Below are 14,666 nucleotides of genomic sequence, written 5' to 3' on the forward strand. Positions count from 1 at the left end.
CGACGGTTCGTGCGCAGTCGGACGCCTCGCAGGCCCAACTCGCCCGGTGATAGTAGCTCCAGAATATGAGAACGCGCGGAACGAAGTACCCCGCCGCCCCAGATCGGAAGGACAGGAGCTGACAAGTGTGGTATGAACTTAGTGTGGATCAACACCCCGGGGAGGAGCCAAATGGATAAGCGCCTTAACAGTTACCGAGTTACAGGGAGAGGAAATATTCCGCAGGGGACTAGATGGAACCTTCAGCTTGATTTGGAAGGGGATGTCTTAGAAGTTTGGACCGACAGTCGAATTGTAATGATATTGCTTCAATCATCATTGCTGCCGGGGCGCAAAAAACATAAATGGCCGATCTCTCTCGATTTAGATAAGGATCACCTTAAACAGGTGCATATTCAGGATATGCGAGACGAGGTCTGTAAGGGCGAGTACAGCGGAACTCCAGAGCAGGCGGTTATTCCATTCTTTCCCACGGCGCTGGTTAATGAAAGATGGGAATTTGTATTCGCAATAGGTGATAAATGTCGCCCGCTCAAGGGAGGTGAAATCGACGTATATTATCAGATTGAAGATGCATGGCGCACTGGCAGTGCGGTACTCTTGAAACTGGACGCCAACGACAACATCACAGGAATTTACTAGGCGAGTGAACCCAAACCGGAGAAAGAAGGAAGACGGGAAGAACGATTGTGAGATGTCGGAAGAAAGAGGGAGGCGATCGCCTTCAAACCGACTAACCCTTCAGCGCTTGCTCGCTGGGCCCAGCCATGGCTCGACCGCAGTCGTTTTCCTGTCACTTCCACCGGACAGGTTTTACAGTGCTTCGAGCATGCCGACGCTTGCCGCTTCACTGACATGGGCCTCGCCGTCTGTATGCCAGCGTTTGACAACAGCGAAGATGGCATCGAACCTCTCGGTGAGGCGCATTCTCGGCAAGCTTTCGCGAATGCTGAAAACGGATTGGCGGCCAGATAGGCCTCGACATCGAGTGGTCCACCGACTGGCCCAGCACGTCGAATAGCGTGAGGCTTTCACAATTCGACTAGGTGGTGAACCCATAAAGGGGATTCAGTGGGGCACGGCGTCGTGATTCACTTCGTGAAAACGGAGGCGAGCATGACGGACAGGCACAATCTGACGAACAGCGAAAGCGCACTTATCGCGCCGCTGTTGTCGAACAAGCCGCGGGGCGTCGCGCGGGTAGATGACGGCCGGGTGATCAGCGGCATCTTCTACGTTCTGCGAAACGGGGCGCCGCGGCGCGGACCTGCCGGAGCGCGACAGGCCCCCTCGGACCCACGGTCTACGCTGTAGCCGCGCCGCAGGCCACGGCTGAACAGCCAGCCGGTTTCGAGGACGGCAAATACACATCTCGCGCTAAGGCAGGCAGTTACCGCCCTTCCGTAACCGGAGTGGGCAGAATCGCGCCGTGTCGCCTGGGACGCAACGCGCTCAAGGAAAGACGCCCAGCGTTAGGACGCGGCCCACGCGAAACGTTATCTCGGATTGTTGCAGTTTTGCCTTGCGGGACCGGTCGTAATGTCTTTTTTCGGCCCCTCACTTGCGATCTGCAAGAATTCCCAAGTGTAGTAATCTTCATAAAGGTCGATCTTCAGGACACCCTGGTTTCCCCTCACGACCCCGAACGGGCCACCTTCCGATGTAGCGGCGAAGGGCTTTTTGTAAAAGTCCTTGGTAAGGATGGAGCCACCAGTGCCGACGACAAACGACCTAATGCCGTCCGTTGCAGGCTTGCCGTCGGCGTCGTGCGGGGCGAACTGCTCGTAATCATGGTCGTGTCCGGAAAGCACTACCGATGCGCCGTGTTCATGGAGGGTGCGGAACACCACCTGCATTGATCGTTCATGGCTGAGTGGCGCGTCCGGTTTCGGATGCCTATAGCCCTCGTGGCCGTGCTGCCCGGAACTAAACAATGGCGCATGCCAGAAGGCAAGTATGCATCTGGTTTTGCCGACCAGCGCAGAGGCGTCGAGTCTTTTCTCCATCCACGTCATTTGGGTGGCCATGTCTTGCATGTACGGCGGTTCCTGAAAGTTGTCGTTCAGGCCGACTATCAGCCAAGGCCCGTCTTTTCTCGGAAAGTCGAGCGAAAAATAGCCCTTCTTATCCCATCGAGGGTTCTCGCCCTTGTGTTCTTCATCGGGCTCCGCATCATCGTTCTGATGCACGAACGCGTTATCCTTGAAATGACGGAAGAACGGCGCCGCATCCTTGGTGTCATACTCGTGGTTTCCTGGAACTGGCATGAGGACATCGTCAAAGCCGGCCCAGTTCTTAGCGAAACACGCAAGCTGATCCTCCTTACCATGCTTGTAGGCGAGGTCTCCCAAAGCCAATACACGGACCGGGACTTTGGCCTGCTTGATCACGTCGAGAATGATTTCACCCGTCGCTTTGGCACTTGTCCAACCCTCGCCGGGACACCACGAAATATCACCGGCGGCAAGCAGCGTGCCAATCTTCTCCGGCTCCTGTGACGGCGTCGGCGAAACGCCCGAAAGGGCGCTCAGCATGGTGCCGGCGATCAAAGCCACGACACGTCGTGTCAAAGGGGTTCTCCTCATAAGATGGCGGCAAACTTCTTTGTAACCGCGTCGAAGCCCTTCTGTGTTGGGTGCAACTCGTTTGCCCACCAAGTCTTGTAGGTTGAGCCTGTCGAAAGCGTGCCCCGCAAATTTAGAAATCTAACGTGTCCGAAAGGGGGTTTGCCGGCGAGGCCGGCGAGCATGGTATCAAAGCGATCAATGAGCTCGACACAGATTTGCTTTCGCCTGTTGATCTCCGAGTAACCTTTCCGGCGAAAGCCTGGCTCAAGCCAGGGGCCAGGAAGAGGCCCCCAGCCACCCGCGAAGCCCCGACCATCAGGTACCGGATAGTCATAACCGTGAACCACGATTGGTACGGGATGACCAAGGTGATGTTTGCAAATTGCGGTTATGGCACTCAGGATTGTAACGTAGGCTTCACGCAGGCGCTGATCGATTACGCCTGTGACGATCGAATCGTTGAGGCCGGGGTAGCTTGATGTTGCGTAGTTGAGCAGAATGGCAAACTCGTCCCCCGCCACATCATTGCCACCGCCTGAGAGAAGGATCGCGCGTGGCTCGACGCCCATACGGAGAACCTTTTCGACTCGGCGGGAGAAATCGTCGAGTTGTCCGTCCGAATAGGCCATGTCTTCGACCGTGTCGCCGCGGTGAGCTGCAGACTCCACATCGAACCCATAGCTGTCCTCAAGATCGCTCAGGATATCGTGAAACGGATAGTCGAACCACGAGTCCCCCTCAGCGATTAGGACCCCCATGCTAGCATGCGTGACGGGGGCCTTAGCGAGCACACGTTTTGTCGGCTCGACCTTCAATTTTGCCTTTGCCAGCACGCGCCGTCGTTTTTCGATTGCTTGGGCGCGGCGTTTGAGCGTGGCTGCAGCGAGTGCCTTACCAACCACAATCGCCTTAGAAATATTCTGTCTCTTAGCCATCGTTGTCCCCCGTCGAATATTGCCGATCAAGTACCAAAAGCAAAATGACCATACGACATTCTTTGGCAAAATACATCCTGAGCAAAGAGGTTGCTGGAGAAGACTTTGCCACCTTGTAACGAATAGGGTTGGTCATCAATTGGTGAGAATTGTTGAGACCGCAATGTGTATTGCGCCTATTGGGCGGTGGTAGGGGCCTTCAACGGTCTTAGCTCGTCTTCAACGCTTACGGTGATGAAATAGGTCAATAGCACCTTTGCTGGTCCGTATGAGTTTGCCAGGCACGGTCACACACCGGCAAAATTGTGCGATCAGAGCAAGCACCCTGCAAGTCGCGTTGCTGCCGTCCTCAAAGATTGGAACCCGCACACTCCAGCAAATAGGACGTGGGATTCAAAAGGTGCGGTGGCTTGTCACCCCTTGGATAGTAGTGCTCATTGTGGATAGTACCGCTTACATATGTCTCGAAATGCAGCATGCCAGTGTCGCTGATCCATCCTATCTTCTGGCCCGCGTTTACCCTATCGCCGACCTGCCATTTGAACTTTTTTGGTGAATCCCCCCGAAGCTCCCCATAGTTCACGACGAAATCCTTGATCGCGAGAAACAATGCGTACGTCATCTGCCCTGACTTCGCGGGGTAGAACGGGTAGAAGGCGACAATCATCCCTTCTTCGCAAGCCACCACCACGTCCTTCTGGTAGGCGAACAGGTCGATGCCGACATGGTATCGGCCGAACGTGCCATTCTTCTTGATCTTCCGCCTCCCAAGGAAACGACGCTCATGTGCATCGAGAATAATCCCGCCCTTAGTTTCATAGGCGACAGTCAGACGTTCAGGATTTTCGGTCAGCACGGGCCAGTAACGCTGACCAATCGCAGCGGTGCTCGCCGCGAAGGCGAAGGGGCTATAGGGCGGCACGGCTTTCGGCTCATCTAATGTTCCGATTTCGGCACGCAAATCTTCATCCCAACCGGCGTCGTCGAACGAATTCGCCAGTCGACGAACGGTGCGGTCAACAGTCGGCAACCCTTCAACGGGCCATTCTGGCCGAGGAGGTATCGGCCTCATGCCCAAGGCATCGAGAAGCAGGTCAACATCGGTATCGCGAGGAACTCGGGCGCCGGACACAAGCCGGCCGTCGTCCGAGTCTCCTCTGTCTATCCCATATTGAGTAATCTCATTTTTCTTACTTACTCCATTGTAGGCAGACCAAGCGCGGAGAGCCCAATTTCTCCAAGTAGTGTCTCGCAAATATGTCGACTTCATCTTCTTAAAGAACACGTTTATGCCGCAAACCAGATTCTCACGCCAGTCCCAGGCAATCGCCGTCGTGAGCTTGTCTGGATCGGTAAACTGGGAGTAACCGACTCCAAAATCAAAGCTGGAAAGAGGATAATTCGGCGGATCATCGGGCCAGTCGAAGAGTGTTCCCAACTTCTTGAAACGCGCATGCATTTGCTCCGAAATTGAGAACTGAATTCCCTCCCATGCGAAGATGGCGTGAAGCATATGGACGAGTTCAATCGAGCGGGCGCCCACAAGACGCGTGACTTCGTCGCGGACTCTCTTGTGCCCGGGTTCTATTCCACCAATTCTCAGGTGAACGTAGTCCTGGAGCCACTCACCATTCGGCCTTGCAGCTACCGTTAGGATTGCGTGGCCGCCTGCGACGCGATCCGATCCATCGGCATCTTCAACGGGCGTCGTTACGTCGAAAATCTTGAACTCGGGGGTGTCAGCCGTTCCCACCCACTCGTCCGACAGAGGGACGACGCGGTCGGTATAGTTAGCAGGTATTCCTACCTCGCCCTTCTTGACTTTCTTGAACCGGCACATCACGTCGAGCGTTTGCAGACGCCAATAGATTGGAAAGTCTTCTGGCCGAAATCCCGTCGTGCTGCATTGGACCTTGATCTGAGGCATTCTGGCTTTTGCCGAAACCTCGCAAACATTGGAATTGAAAGCAGGAGTCCGGGGTACTGCGCCATCTACATAAGGCAGCGGTGGATCTCGGCGATCCAAGTTCTCTATTCTTAAGCCAAAGCCGTTTAGCTGCAGTCTTCGTGCCGGCACCTTCAGTCCGCTATTCGAACCATCGAACTTTGCCATCTTTTCCGCTCCCCTTAGTCATCCCCTTTTCAAACGCAAGAATAAACTCGAGGATGACTGAGGTTTTGATCATTGGCAAGTACTTGCTAAAATATGCTGCTTCAAGGCGAGGACTGGCTATAGTTCGACCCTTGACGAACTCGCCTTCGTGACTCCAACCTTGGCCGTCCCGTTGGCGGCCGTTCGCGCCATATGCTCCGATCACGTCGATTTTGGACCTTTTCGGCCGCAAGTTTCGGGACGATGATGCGGCAGAAATGTCTAGATGGTCCTTTTCGGAGCGGCAGCTTGTTGGCAGTTCCGATCAAATAGCCGACTGACAGCTTCCGGCCCAGTATTTGCCATGGCCTACGGGCTACGACCCTTTCTGGCGCAAATCACCTCATCACGCGCGCAGCGGCATCGCTTCCACCCTGATCACCTCGGACAAATCCCCTTCACCGCGGTGACAGCACCTCAAGCGAATCGGAACGCCGACTTAGGCTCCGGGGACTTAGCGCACCCAATCCCGCTCTCGTAATGGCTTTCCTGGTGCGGCGGCGGATCTTCCACGATCAACCCGCAAGGGGTCCGCTAGCAAGCTGCGGCCGCTTGGCTGAAGCCTGCGCGGTGATCGCGACCGCCGCCGCACACTGACGGAGCCATCGAGCGGGAATTGGCCCACTCCAAGATGGAGCCCTCAGATGTCGCACGATCTCACTCTCGCCCAGAAGGTCGCCTGGCACCTCGCCCGCACCCTCATGGCCCCGGTGGTCCTCTTCCAGGTCGACGACGAATACGGCGTGCTGCCCGCCGACGAGCTCGACGACGCCGACGTCGAAATCCTGTTCGAATACGATCCCTACAGCGGCGGCCGGTCGGTTCATTGAACCGACCTTTCTCCGGACCGCATCGAGGCGGCGCCCAGCGCCGCCTCGCTTTCTTTTCTGCGCCTGCTCCCGCCCCCGTCCTGCCCCGCGGTCCTGGCGGAGCCGGTCGGTCAGCGCAACGGCTTCGCCGTCCTCCGCTCCGCTCCGGCCTTGCAGATGCGCGGCCCGCCATCCTGCTCCGCCCAAGCGGACCCCGTGACGGGGCCGCGATCGGCGCGGCCTCCAGAACTGGAGGTTCATGAAAATGAGCAGGAAAGAGAAAGCGCCGCGCGTCGACATCTATGCGCGCATCACCGATCACATTGTCGCGGAGTTGGAAAAGGGCGTCCGCCCCTGGATGCAGCCGTGGCATTCCACCAACGCCATCGGCCGCGTTACGCGGCCGTTGCGGCATAACGGCCTGCCCTACAGCGGTATGAACGTGCTGCTGCTGTGGTCCGAGACCGTCGCGCGTGGCTACGCCATCCCGATCTGGATGACGTTCAAGCAGGCGCTCGAGCTCGGCGGAGCAGTCCGCAAGGGCGAGACCGGCTCGATGGTCGTCTTCGCCAGCCGCTTCACCAAGACGGAGACCGACGCTGCTGGTGAAGAATTCGATCGCGAGATTCCGTTCCTCAAGGCCTACTGCGTTTTCAACATCGCGCAGATCGATGGACTGCCGGAACATTACTACGGGCAGAAGGCAGAACCCGTGCGCGATCCGATCGCACGCATCGAGCATGCCGACCGGTTCTTCGCCAATACCGGTGCGGTGATCCGGCATGGCGGCGACCGCGCCTACTTCTCGCCGGCGACCGACCACATCCAGATGCCGCCGTTCCAGACCTTCCGCGACGCTGCGTCATATGTGGCGACCCTGAGTCATGAAGCCACGCATTGGACGTCGGCACCGCATCGCGTAGACCGCGATCTCAGCCGCTACGCCAAGGATCGCAGCGAGCGTGCGCGCGAGGAGCTGATCGCCGAACTTGGAAGCTGTTTCCTTTGCGCCGATCTCGGCATCGCACCGGAGCTCGAGCCCCGGCCCGATCATGCGAGGTACCTGGATTCGTGGCTCAAGGTGCTCGCCGAAGACAAGCGAGCGATCTTCTCGGCCGCTGCCCATGCGCAGCGCGCCGTCGCTTTCCTGCACGGCCTTCAGCCGGCGGCCTCCGAAGCACGCGAGGCCGCATGATGTCCCACGCACCGATCGTCGGCGGGGAGGGTCACGGACCTTCCCCGATTAGCCTGCGCGCCCTCTCGCTTGGAGCGAGCGTGCAATCCACCACCATGGCGCTGATGGCCGCGTATGGCCACATCGGCCCTATGCCAGACTGCGCCATCTTCGCCGATACCGGCTGGGAGCCCAAAGCGTTCTACGACCATCTCGCCTGGCTGATGTCGACACATGTCTCGCCCTTCCCGGTCCATGTCGTGTCGGCAGGCAATATCCGGGAGCAGCTCGCCGCCGCCGGCGACGGCGAGCTGGGCTCCATCCCCGCCTTCACCAGGACTGTGACGCCAGCCGGCGCAGAAGTGCCGATCCTCGACGAAGACGATGACGGCGAGGTCGTCACGATCGGTACGCGACGCACTGCGAAGGAGACCGTGTCAATCGGTATGATCCGTCGGCAATGCGCAACCGAGTTCAAGATCGTCCCCATCCGCAGAAAAGTCCGCGAGCTTGCCGGCCTCACCTGCAAGCGGTCGCCGGAATCTCCTGCCGTCGAGCAGTGGATTGGCATCTCGACCGACGAGATCATCCGCGCCAAGCCAGCTTCGAAGCCTGGCATGTCAAGCGCTTCCCGCTGATCGAGATGCGCAAGAGCCGGACCGATTGCATCGCTGGGCTCAAGAGGCACGACTATACGCTGCCGCCGAAATCAGCCTGCATCGGATGTCCATTCCACGGTGATGCCCGATGGCGGCACATGCGCGGCCACGATCCCGAAGCATGGGCCGACGCGGTTGAAGTCGACAACGCGATTCGCTGCGGCCTACGCGGTATCCGCGGCGAGGTATATCTGCATCGCTCGGCCGTGCCGCTCGATCAGGCAGATCTGTCAACGCTGGCAGATCACGGTCAGCTCGATCGGATGAACGAATGCGGGCATGTGCGGCGTCTGACACATGCTTCTGTTCGAACTGAGCCAGCATTTCCTTTCGGAAGCGTCCTCTTCTGCTTGATGGTCCGCGACCGGATCTGGTCTTGGAATGCGTGGCATCAGGAGATGCGAGGTGCCTTGCCGCCATATCGAGGAGACCGGCATGCGGGGCGCGTGGACAATCAAGGGCGCCAGGTCGACAACAGTTTTCGGCGACGCGATCTGGCGGTACTCCCGGGCCTGGCCGATCACTGCCACGGTCATCCGTGATAGAGCTACCCGACCGTCATCGAGGGAGCCCGTCACCCGCAACGGCACATGCCGACACCGGTTACGGCGGGATGCTTTCGCACCAGCGATACCATCAATGCCGAACTCCGACACTGGGCCAGCTCGTTCCTTCAGCACCTTGCACCTGGCCAACCCCTCTGCGGCTCGATGAGGCATGTCTGACCGGAAACCGGCTGCGCCTCGATCGTTCTCCCGCAACGGCCATCCGCAACTTTCTTCCCCTGCCGGCTTCGCCGCCTTTCCTCGCGGACCAAGAAAGCCGCTTCCGGCCGCCCTCCATTGCATTCCGGCCCTGACGGGTGCGGTCCGATCGTATCTCCGGTCTGTCGACTGCCATCGAGGCCGCGAAGGGCGCGGCCCGAAACACAAGGAAAGGAACATCACCATGGCCACCATCGGCACCTTCACCACCTCCGCCAACGGCTTCACCGGCACAATCAAGACCCTCAACCTCAACGTCAAGGCGCGCATCGAGCGGGTCGACAATCCCTCCGACAAGGGCCCGCACTTCCGCATCTACTCGGGCGCCGTGGAACTGGGCGCCGCCTGGCAGAAGACCGCCAAGGAAACCGAGCGCGATTACCTTTCGGTAAAGCTGGACGATCCGAGCTTCCCGGCCCCGATCTACGCCACCCTGATCGAGGTGGACGGACAGGAAGGCCTCCAGCTCATCTGGTCCCGCCCGAACCGTGACTGATCGGCTCCGCAGCGGCCCCCTCAACCAGACGGGGCCGCTTCTGCGTGTCGAGCGGAAATCCTCGGCCGATAGCCGCGCTGCCGCTTGGTGCGCAGCAATTGAAGGAACAGGCCGACTGCCTCACCCTCGCTGTCGAAGGAATGCTGGACCATCCGTCCGCGCGTCCCGATCCGTCCCCAACGGCGGATCAGGCATGTCTGACCGAACAGCGTCTCATCGAGCGACATGGCGTAGAACCGGGCCATGTTCCGGCTCGCGTCCATGCGTTCGATATAGAGGCGATAGCGTTGCGCAACCATGCCAACAGCATCGCGCAGGCGGAGTCCGCCGTCCAATGACAGCTTTGAATCGCAAGACCCGGATCGATTCATTCTCGTGATGGGTCGTTGGACCGGCACACGCCCCGAGGCGCCGAGGTTGACAACATCGGCTCCCCGCCAATCGGTGCAGTTCGCGGACCGGGGCCTTCGATTTCTCGACGATCTCGGACCACCGGAAACGAGCCGCGAGAGCGGTCAGCCGTTCAACGCATCCTTCACCGCCTTCCGGCGCGAAGGTGAGCTTTCTCGAGGCGGCGATTTTGATCGTGGCGCCGGTCGACGGGTTGCGACCCTCACCCGCCGGCGTGTCCTTGACCTTGAACCTGCCGAAGCGCGGTATGCTGGTTTCCGCCCCCGATCGGGCGGCGTCCGAGATCTCCTTAAACACGCTTTCCACGATTGCCTTGGCCTGCGCCTTGCTCAGGCTCTGCTCCGCGGCAATCTTGTTAGCCATTTCGGTTGTCGTCGTCATGATCCTCTGTTGCATCACCCTCGCCTACAGCGCGAAACGCGGTCACAGTTTCGGCAGGCGGTCGGCATGCTTGTCCAGAAAATCATTGACCGCTTCGACGTAGTAATCATTCACCCGCCTGCCTTCCGAAGCAGCGAGCAAGCGCAGCCGCCGCTTGTCTTTAGCTGCGATATAGACGGTCGTCGGCTCTTTTTTGTCCTCCCGGAGCGATCTCCCAGCGACAGGATCACGTTTTTCGCCCGCTTCCTTTACCTTGCGGATTTCCGTGCCGCTCAGCTCCAGCTTCGGGCGATTGAGCTTGGGAAGCACAGCCGGGGCCGGCTGCATGACGCTCAACAGAGTTACCTTTTTGGCGTTGTCGTCCATCTGCTCACTCCGCTGCTGCCGACCGGTTGGCCTCAATCACATACTGGACAATCTCGGCAAATATCGCCTCGGATTCGGCTATCGCCTTCGGGTCCACCCTGCTGCCTGTGTAGAGCGTCGCGCCGGTCTGCATGTCCTTGTAAGCAATGCGATACGGCATTTCCTCACTGGCAATCCGTGTGCCGTTTTGCTGGATGATCTCCCGCAAGTCGGCAAGCGCCCTTGCCCGCTTGTCGATGACGGTGTTGTTCGTGAACACATACATCACCGGCAGGGCAAAGCCGCGGTTTTCGGCGACCAGGGGAATGTGACCGTTTACAAGCTGATGAGCGGCGGTGATGTCGTCCATGGCAAGATGCACCGGCACCACGGCGATGTCGGCGGCAAAAAGCGCAGCGGTCAGTTCGTCATTGGTCTTGCCTTCGGTGTCGATGATGACCAGCTTGCCTTGCCTGTCCCGTTCCTGGGCGAGAGCGAGGATTTCGGTGGGCGTCGTGACCGCCACGATCTCCAGATTGTCGGGCTTGTTGCCGAAGCGGTCGAGCAGCATGGACCAGCGGTCGATATTCTTTCGCTCGTCGGCGTCAATGACGAAAACACTGTGGCCTTGGTGCGTGGCGACACTGGCCAGGGCACGCACGAGCGTGGATTTCCCAACGCCGCCTTTTGCCACGGCAACGGTGATGATCATCAGGCTCCGTCCTTCGCTGAAAGCGCTATAGCGTTCTGATTTATAACGTTGCGGCGCTGCAACTTTCAAGCAATTTGATACTTTAATTTATGCCGCTGCAGAGCCGTGGCGGCATGACGTTACGCCGCCATAAATTGCAGCGTTGTGCCGTCGTGACGCTGTGCCATTGTGATGGCGTGTTGATACGCCGCTTTAACGGCATAGAATAATACCGCTATAGCGCCAAAGCATCCGTAAATTATAATTGCCACATGCGCAGCAACGTACTGGTTGAACAATGATTGGCACTGAAGGCGGGAGTGTCACGATCTTGTTTTTCCCCTATGTTTAAGTTATTTCTTCTTTGGCAGGATAGCGAGATTTGTGGAACAAATCCCTTTTGCGCGCCCGCTTTGCGGGCTTAGGTCGGAAAACATGGGGAAAAATAAGACCGTGCCACGCCAGGGCGTCAGCTACGGAGAAGTCGTCAGGTTCCGCGTCAGTGCCGACGAAAAGGCGGCCCTCGCCGCCGTCAGCGAGCGCGAAGGCGTGCCGGAATCGGAGGTCATCCGCCGTCTTCTGCGCACGGAAGCGGGGCTGTTTCTGCCGGTGGCCGATGTCGATCGACCAGCTATCGAAGGGCTGCAAGAACAGTTGCGCAAGATCGGCGGCAACCTCAATCAGGCAGTTCGCGCCATGAATGCCGGCCGCGTCGGCTATGAACCAGCGCTCGCCAAAAGCCTCACGGCACTTCTCGGAATGATGCAACCGATGAACAAGCGGCTTGTGGAAATGGCGCGGCCAGCCCGGGCACGACGGAGCCCGGATCAATGAGCGGGTATTTCACCGAGCTGGCGCTCAGCATCGACGAGATGCTTGGCGACAACGCGCCGGCCGTCGAGGCAGGGATATCAGACGAGCTGTCGGAGGCAGAGGAGATCCGGCGACGGGCCTATGCCGCTACTATGGCCGCCTGGGGCTCGCCGCCGGCGGAACTTGGCGCCGGCAATGCTCCGGCGACGCGATCGGCCGGGCGTGCTGCGGGGGCAGGCAAAGGCAGCGCTAAAGTTTCGTCGAGGCAGCGGCCAGCCGCGGCGGCGGACATCCTGTCGAAAGCGAAAGTCGCCGCGCCGGCGGCCGTGAAATTCGCTGCCACCGGAATTTCGACGCCAAACGCGCCTGCAGCGCCGCTCACGGTGCCGGCAGCAGTTGCCGGCCCGAACGACTCGGCAACCATCACCGCCGCTCTACGGCCGTTTACAGGGCAAAATGACCCGATCGCGGTTTTCACCAAAGTCGCAGCACTTGCGGTCGCCAATGACGAGGATGAAAGACGGCGACGAGGAGGGGGTGGCAGTGGCGGTGGCAGTGGTGGCCGACCGGTTCCGACCGCCGTCGCAAAGACCACGCGCGGGTCTAGCCATGCGCAGGCCATCGCGGCGCGCGCGGGAATCGCGGCCGGCGCACAGCCAGCCGTGTTCAAGGTCATTTCGACGGCCGGGACGAAGGGAGCTGCCGGCGCCTTGCTCGAATATCTCGGCACCAGGCCCGATGAAGACGGCAAGAAACACGATATCGAGGTTTTCACGAACTCAGGACTCAGTGTCGAGTCCCGCGAGCAACGGCGGTCGCTTCTGGAAGAGTGGCAGGAAGACTTTCGCGAGTCATTCCAGAACACGAATTTCGTCGAGGTCGACGTCGAGCTCTCCGGCGATCCCGGCCGGGATGAACTGCACGATGCGTTGAATGCCGCGTTCGGCAGCAAGCCCTTCGTCTATGCGCGCGCCGGCAGCACCGTAAAAGTCTATGCCTACACGGGCATGAAGGCAGCCGCGCTGGCGAAGGCGCTGCAGAAAGCCGACCACGAAAACGGCAGGGGAGGTGTCCTGCAGCGGGCGGATGACGGGATCACGGCCCGGTTGAACGACGCGGGCGTCGTCGGCAAGGCCGAGATCAAAGCCGCCGTGTCGACCGAAAGAGGCGGGCAATATTTTCTGCAAAAATTCATTCGCGCCAATGCCGGCGTGATCAAGTCCGATGGCGAAGAACTGTCCGCTGGCCAGCGTGCGGACAAGGCCGCGCAAGCGCTTTATGCGTCGTGGAAGGCGGATTTCAAGACGGTGGAGCCGCGCAACGTTTTTCACGTCGTCTTTTCGGCCAGGGCCGGCACAGGCGCGCGTGCGTTGCTGAGGGCGGCCGAAAATGTGCTCGCCGAAAAGATTCCGGACCACAAATGGGCTATCGCCCATCATCCGGAGACCGGGCACGTCCATGTGCACGCGATGATCCTTGCGCGCTCGGAAAGCGGCCGGCAGCTCAATTTCAGCAAAGCGGACCTTTACGACTGGCGCGCAGCCTACGCCGAAAAAGCCCGCGAGGAGGGGATTGCCATGGTGGCGACCCGCCGCATGGACTTCGCCGCGTCGCGGCCCTTCAACCTGCGCCAGGCCGGTGTGTACGAACGATCGAAGCGGGATACGCGTTACTCTGTTTCGCCGACCATCGCGCAGCGCGTCGAGGCGAAGCGGCAGGCCGTTTTCGAGGCAAAGACCATCGCCGCCTATGGAGCCGGGATTGCGCGTGGCTGGCGGCTGACCGCCACCGTGATGCGCGGGGCTATGCCCGGGTCGCAAGCGGACGCAGGCGCTGCAGCATTTTCGGCTGCGATCGCCGAGGTGGCGGCCGTTCAGAGGTCAGAGCTTCCAACGACGCCGACGCCAAGCGGGGAGGGGACACCGCTATCGTCCTCGGCCGAAAAATTTGATACTCTAATTGATCTGACCAACCGTATACAGGAGATCATGAGCATGGAATTGTCGCCGTTGGAACTTCGCCGAAAGATCGCGGACGTGAACAAGGCCTTTGATCGGATCGACGGCTCCTTGTCGAAGAGGGAGGACAAGCAGGAACTCGCGGGCATACGCGAGGAAATGAACGGCCTCTTGAACGAACGGCTGAATGACGTGCGCGTGCAGGCGGCTACCGGCGGGACCGGGGCCAGCGACACGGTGCGCGACGAAGGCCGCTCTCTTCGCGAAAAAGAGCAGCAGGCCAAGACACAGGACCGCGCGAACGAGCAAAACCCACGGAAGCCCGACAAACGCGCCACGCCGGGCTCCGCGCCGGGAAAGAAGGCCGAGCAGCAGGCGGACCGTGTCGAACGGCAAAACCGCGACACGCAGCGCTCTTTGGACGATGACCGGGAGCGTTGAATAGCGGGGTGGCCTGCTTCCAAACGGCGGGAGTCGATCCCCTTACGGACAATCCCTGATGGGCAGATCT

General features: G+C 59.6%; 13 protein-coding genes and 2 pseudogenes. 7 read left to right on the top strand and 8 right to left on the bottom strand.

Annotated elements, in window-relative coordinates:
* Positions 1-171: 171 nt before the first annotated feature.
* Positions 172-642: a hypothetical protein gene (locus NKI69_RS24790; protein WP_352722724.1), complete on the top strand. Its 471-nt coding sequence runs from the start codon at positions 172-174 to the stop codon at positions 640-642.
* Positions 643-1,091: 449 nt separating this feature from the next.
* Here NKI69_RS24790 and NKI69_RS33575 read toward each other — a convergent pair whose 3' ends face one another.
* The 4 genes from NKI69_RS33575 to NKI69_RS24810 form a co-directional block, all read right to left on the bottom strand.
* Positions 1,092-1,229, bottom strand: a complete 138-nt coding sequence (locus NKI69_RS33575; RefSeq protein WP_502900197.1) for a hypothetical protein — start codon at positions 1,227-1,229, stop codon at positions 1,092-1,094.
* 267 nt (positions 1,230-1,496) lie between these two features.
* Positions 1,497-2,570, bottom strand: a complete 1,074-nt coding sequence (locus NKI69_RS24800) for a metallophosphoesterase family protein (RefSeq protein ID WP_352722725.1) — start codon at positions 2,568-2,570, stop codon at positions 1,497-1,499.
* Positions 2,571-2,581: 11 nt separating this feature from the next.
* A complete protein-coding gene (locus NKI69_RS24805) occupies positions 2,582-3,502 on the bottom strand; it encodes an SGNH/GDSL hydrolase family protein (protein ID WP_352722726.1) in 921 nt (306 codons plus the stop codon).
* A 349-nt stretch (positions 3,503-3,851) separates the two neighbouring features.
* A complete protein-coding gene (locus NKI69_RS24810; RefSeq protein WP_352722727.1) occupies positions 3,852-5,615 on the bottom strand; it encodes a M23 family metallopeptidase in 1,764 nt (587 codons plus the stop codon).
* Between the two features lie 683 nt (positions 5,616-6,298).
* On the opposite strand from NKI69_RS24810, the gene NKI69_RS24815 reads away from it, so the two are divergent.
* From NKI69_RS24815 to NKI69_RS24830, 4 genes and pseudogenes are all read left to right on the top strand, one after another.
* The gene (locus NKI69_RS24815) at positions 6,299-6,484 is read left to right on the top strand and encodes a hypothetical protein (RefSeq protein WP_352631230.1); all 186 of its coding nucleotides are present in this window, start codon (positions 6,299-6,301) and stop codon (positions 6,482-6,484) included.
* Between the two features lie 244 nt (positions 6,485-6,728).
* A complete protein-coding gene (locus NKI69_RS24820) occupies positions 6,729-7,658 on the top strand; it encodes an ArdC family protein (protein ID WP_352722728.1) in 930 nt (309 codons plus the stop codon).
* Positions 7,655-8,590, top strand: a pseudogene (locus NKI69_RS24825) (hypothetical protein). The gene NKI69_RS24820 and the pseudogene NKI69_RS24825 overlap by 4 nt, the downstream one beginning before the upstream one ends.
* Positions 8,591-9,244: 654 nt before the next feature.
* A complete protein-coding gene (locus NKI69_RS24830) occupies positions 9,245-9,556 on the top strand; it encodes a DUF736 domain-containing protein (protein WP_352631226.1) in 312 nt (103 codons plus the stop codon).
* Between the two features lie 20 nt (positions 9,557-9,576).
* Here the strand turns inward: NKI69_RS24830 and NKI69_RS24835 are convergent, their stop codons facing one another.
* From NKI69_RS24835 to NKI69_RS24850, 4 genes and pseudogenes are all read right to left on the bottom strand, one after another.
* Positions 9,577-9,855 carry a WGR domain-containing protein gene (locus tag NKI69_RS24835; RefSeq protein WP_352722729.1) on the bottom strand — a complete coding sequence of 93 codons (279 nt, stop codon included), beginning with the start codon at positions 9,853-9,855 and terminating at the stop codon, positions 9,577-9,579.
* A 216-nt stretch (positions 9,856-10,071) separates the two neighbouring features.
* Positions 10,072-10,348, bottom strand: a pseudogene (locus NKI69_RS24840) (HU family DNA-binding protein).
* Between the two features lie 42 nt (positions 10,349-10,390).
* The gene (locus NKI69_RS24845; protein ID WP_352722730.1) at positions 10,391-10,714 is read right to left on the bottom strand and encodes a hypothetical protein; all 324 of its coding nucleotides are present in this window, start codon (positions 10,712-10,714) and stop codon (positions 10,391-10,393) included.
* A gap of 4 nt (positions 10,715-10,718) precedes the next feature.
* Positions 10,719-11,405 (bottom strand): AAA family ATPase, encoded by a 687-nt coding sequence (locus tag NKI69_RS24850; protein WP_352722731.1) that lies wholly within the window; start codon positions 11,403-11,405, stop codon positions 10,719-10,721.
* Positions 11,406-11,819: 414 nt separating this feature from the next.
* Between NKI69_RS24850 and NKI69_RS24855 the strand changes: the two genes are divergently transcribed.
* Both NKI69_RS24855 and NKI69_RS24860 read left to right on the top strand, forming a co-directional pair.
* Positions 11,820-12,218 (top strand): MobC domain-containing protein, encoded by a 399-nt coding sequence (locus tag NKI69_RS24855; protein ID WP_352722732.1) that lies wholly within the window; start codon positions 11,820-11,822, stop codon positions 12,216-12,218.
* Between the two features lie 131 nt (positions 12,219-12,349).
* Positions 12,350-14,596, top strand: a complete 2,247-nt coding sequence (locus tag NKI69_RS24860; protein WP_352722733.1) for a relaxase/mobilization nuclease domain-containing protein — start codon at positions 12,350-12,352, stop codon at positions 14,594-14,596.
* Positions 14,597-14,666 lie beyond the last annotated feature (70 nt).

This window comes from Mesorhizobium sp. M0491, from assembly GCF_040321265.1.
Lineage (GTDB): Bacteria > Pseudomonadota > Alphaproteobacteria > Rhizobiales > Rhizobiaceae > Mesorhizobium.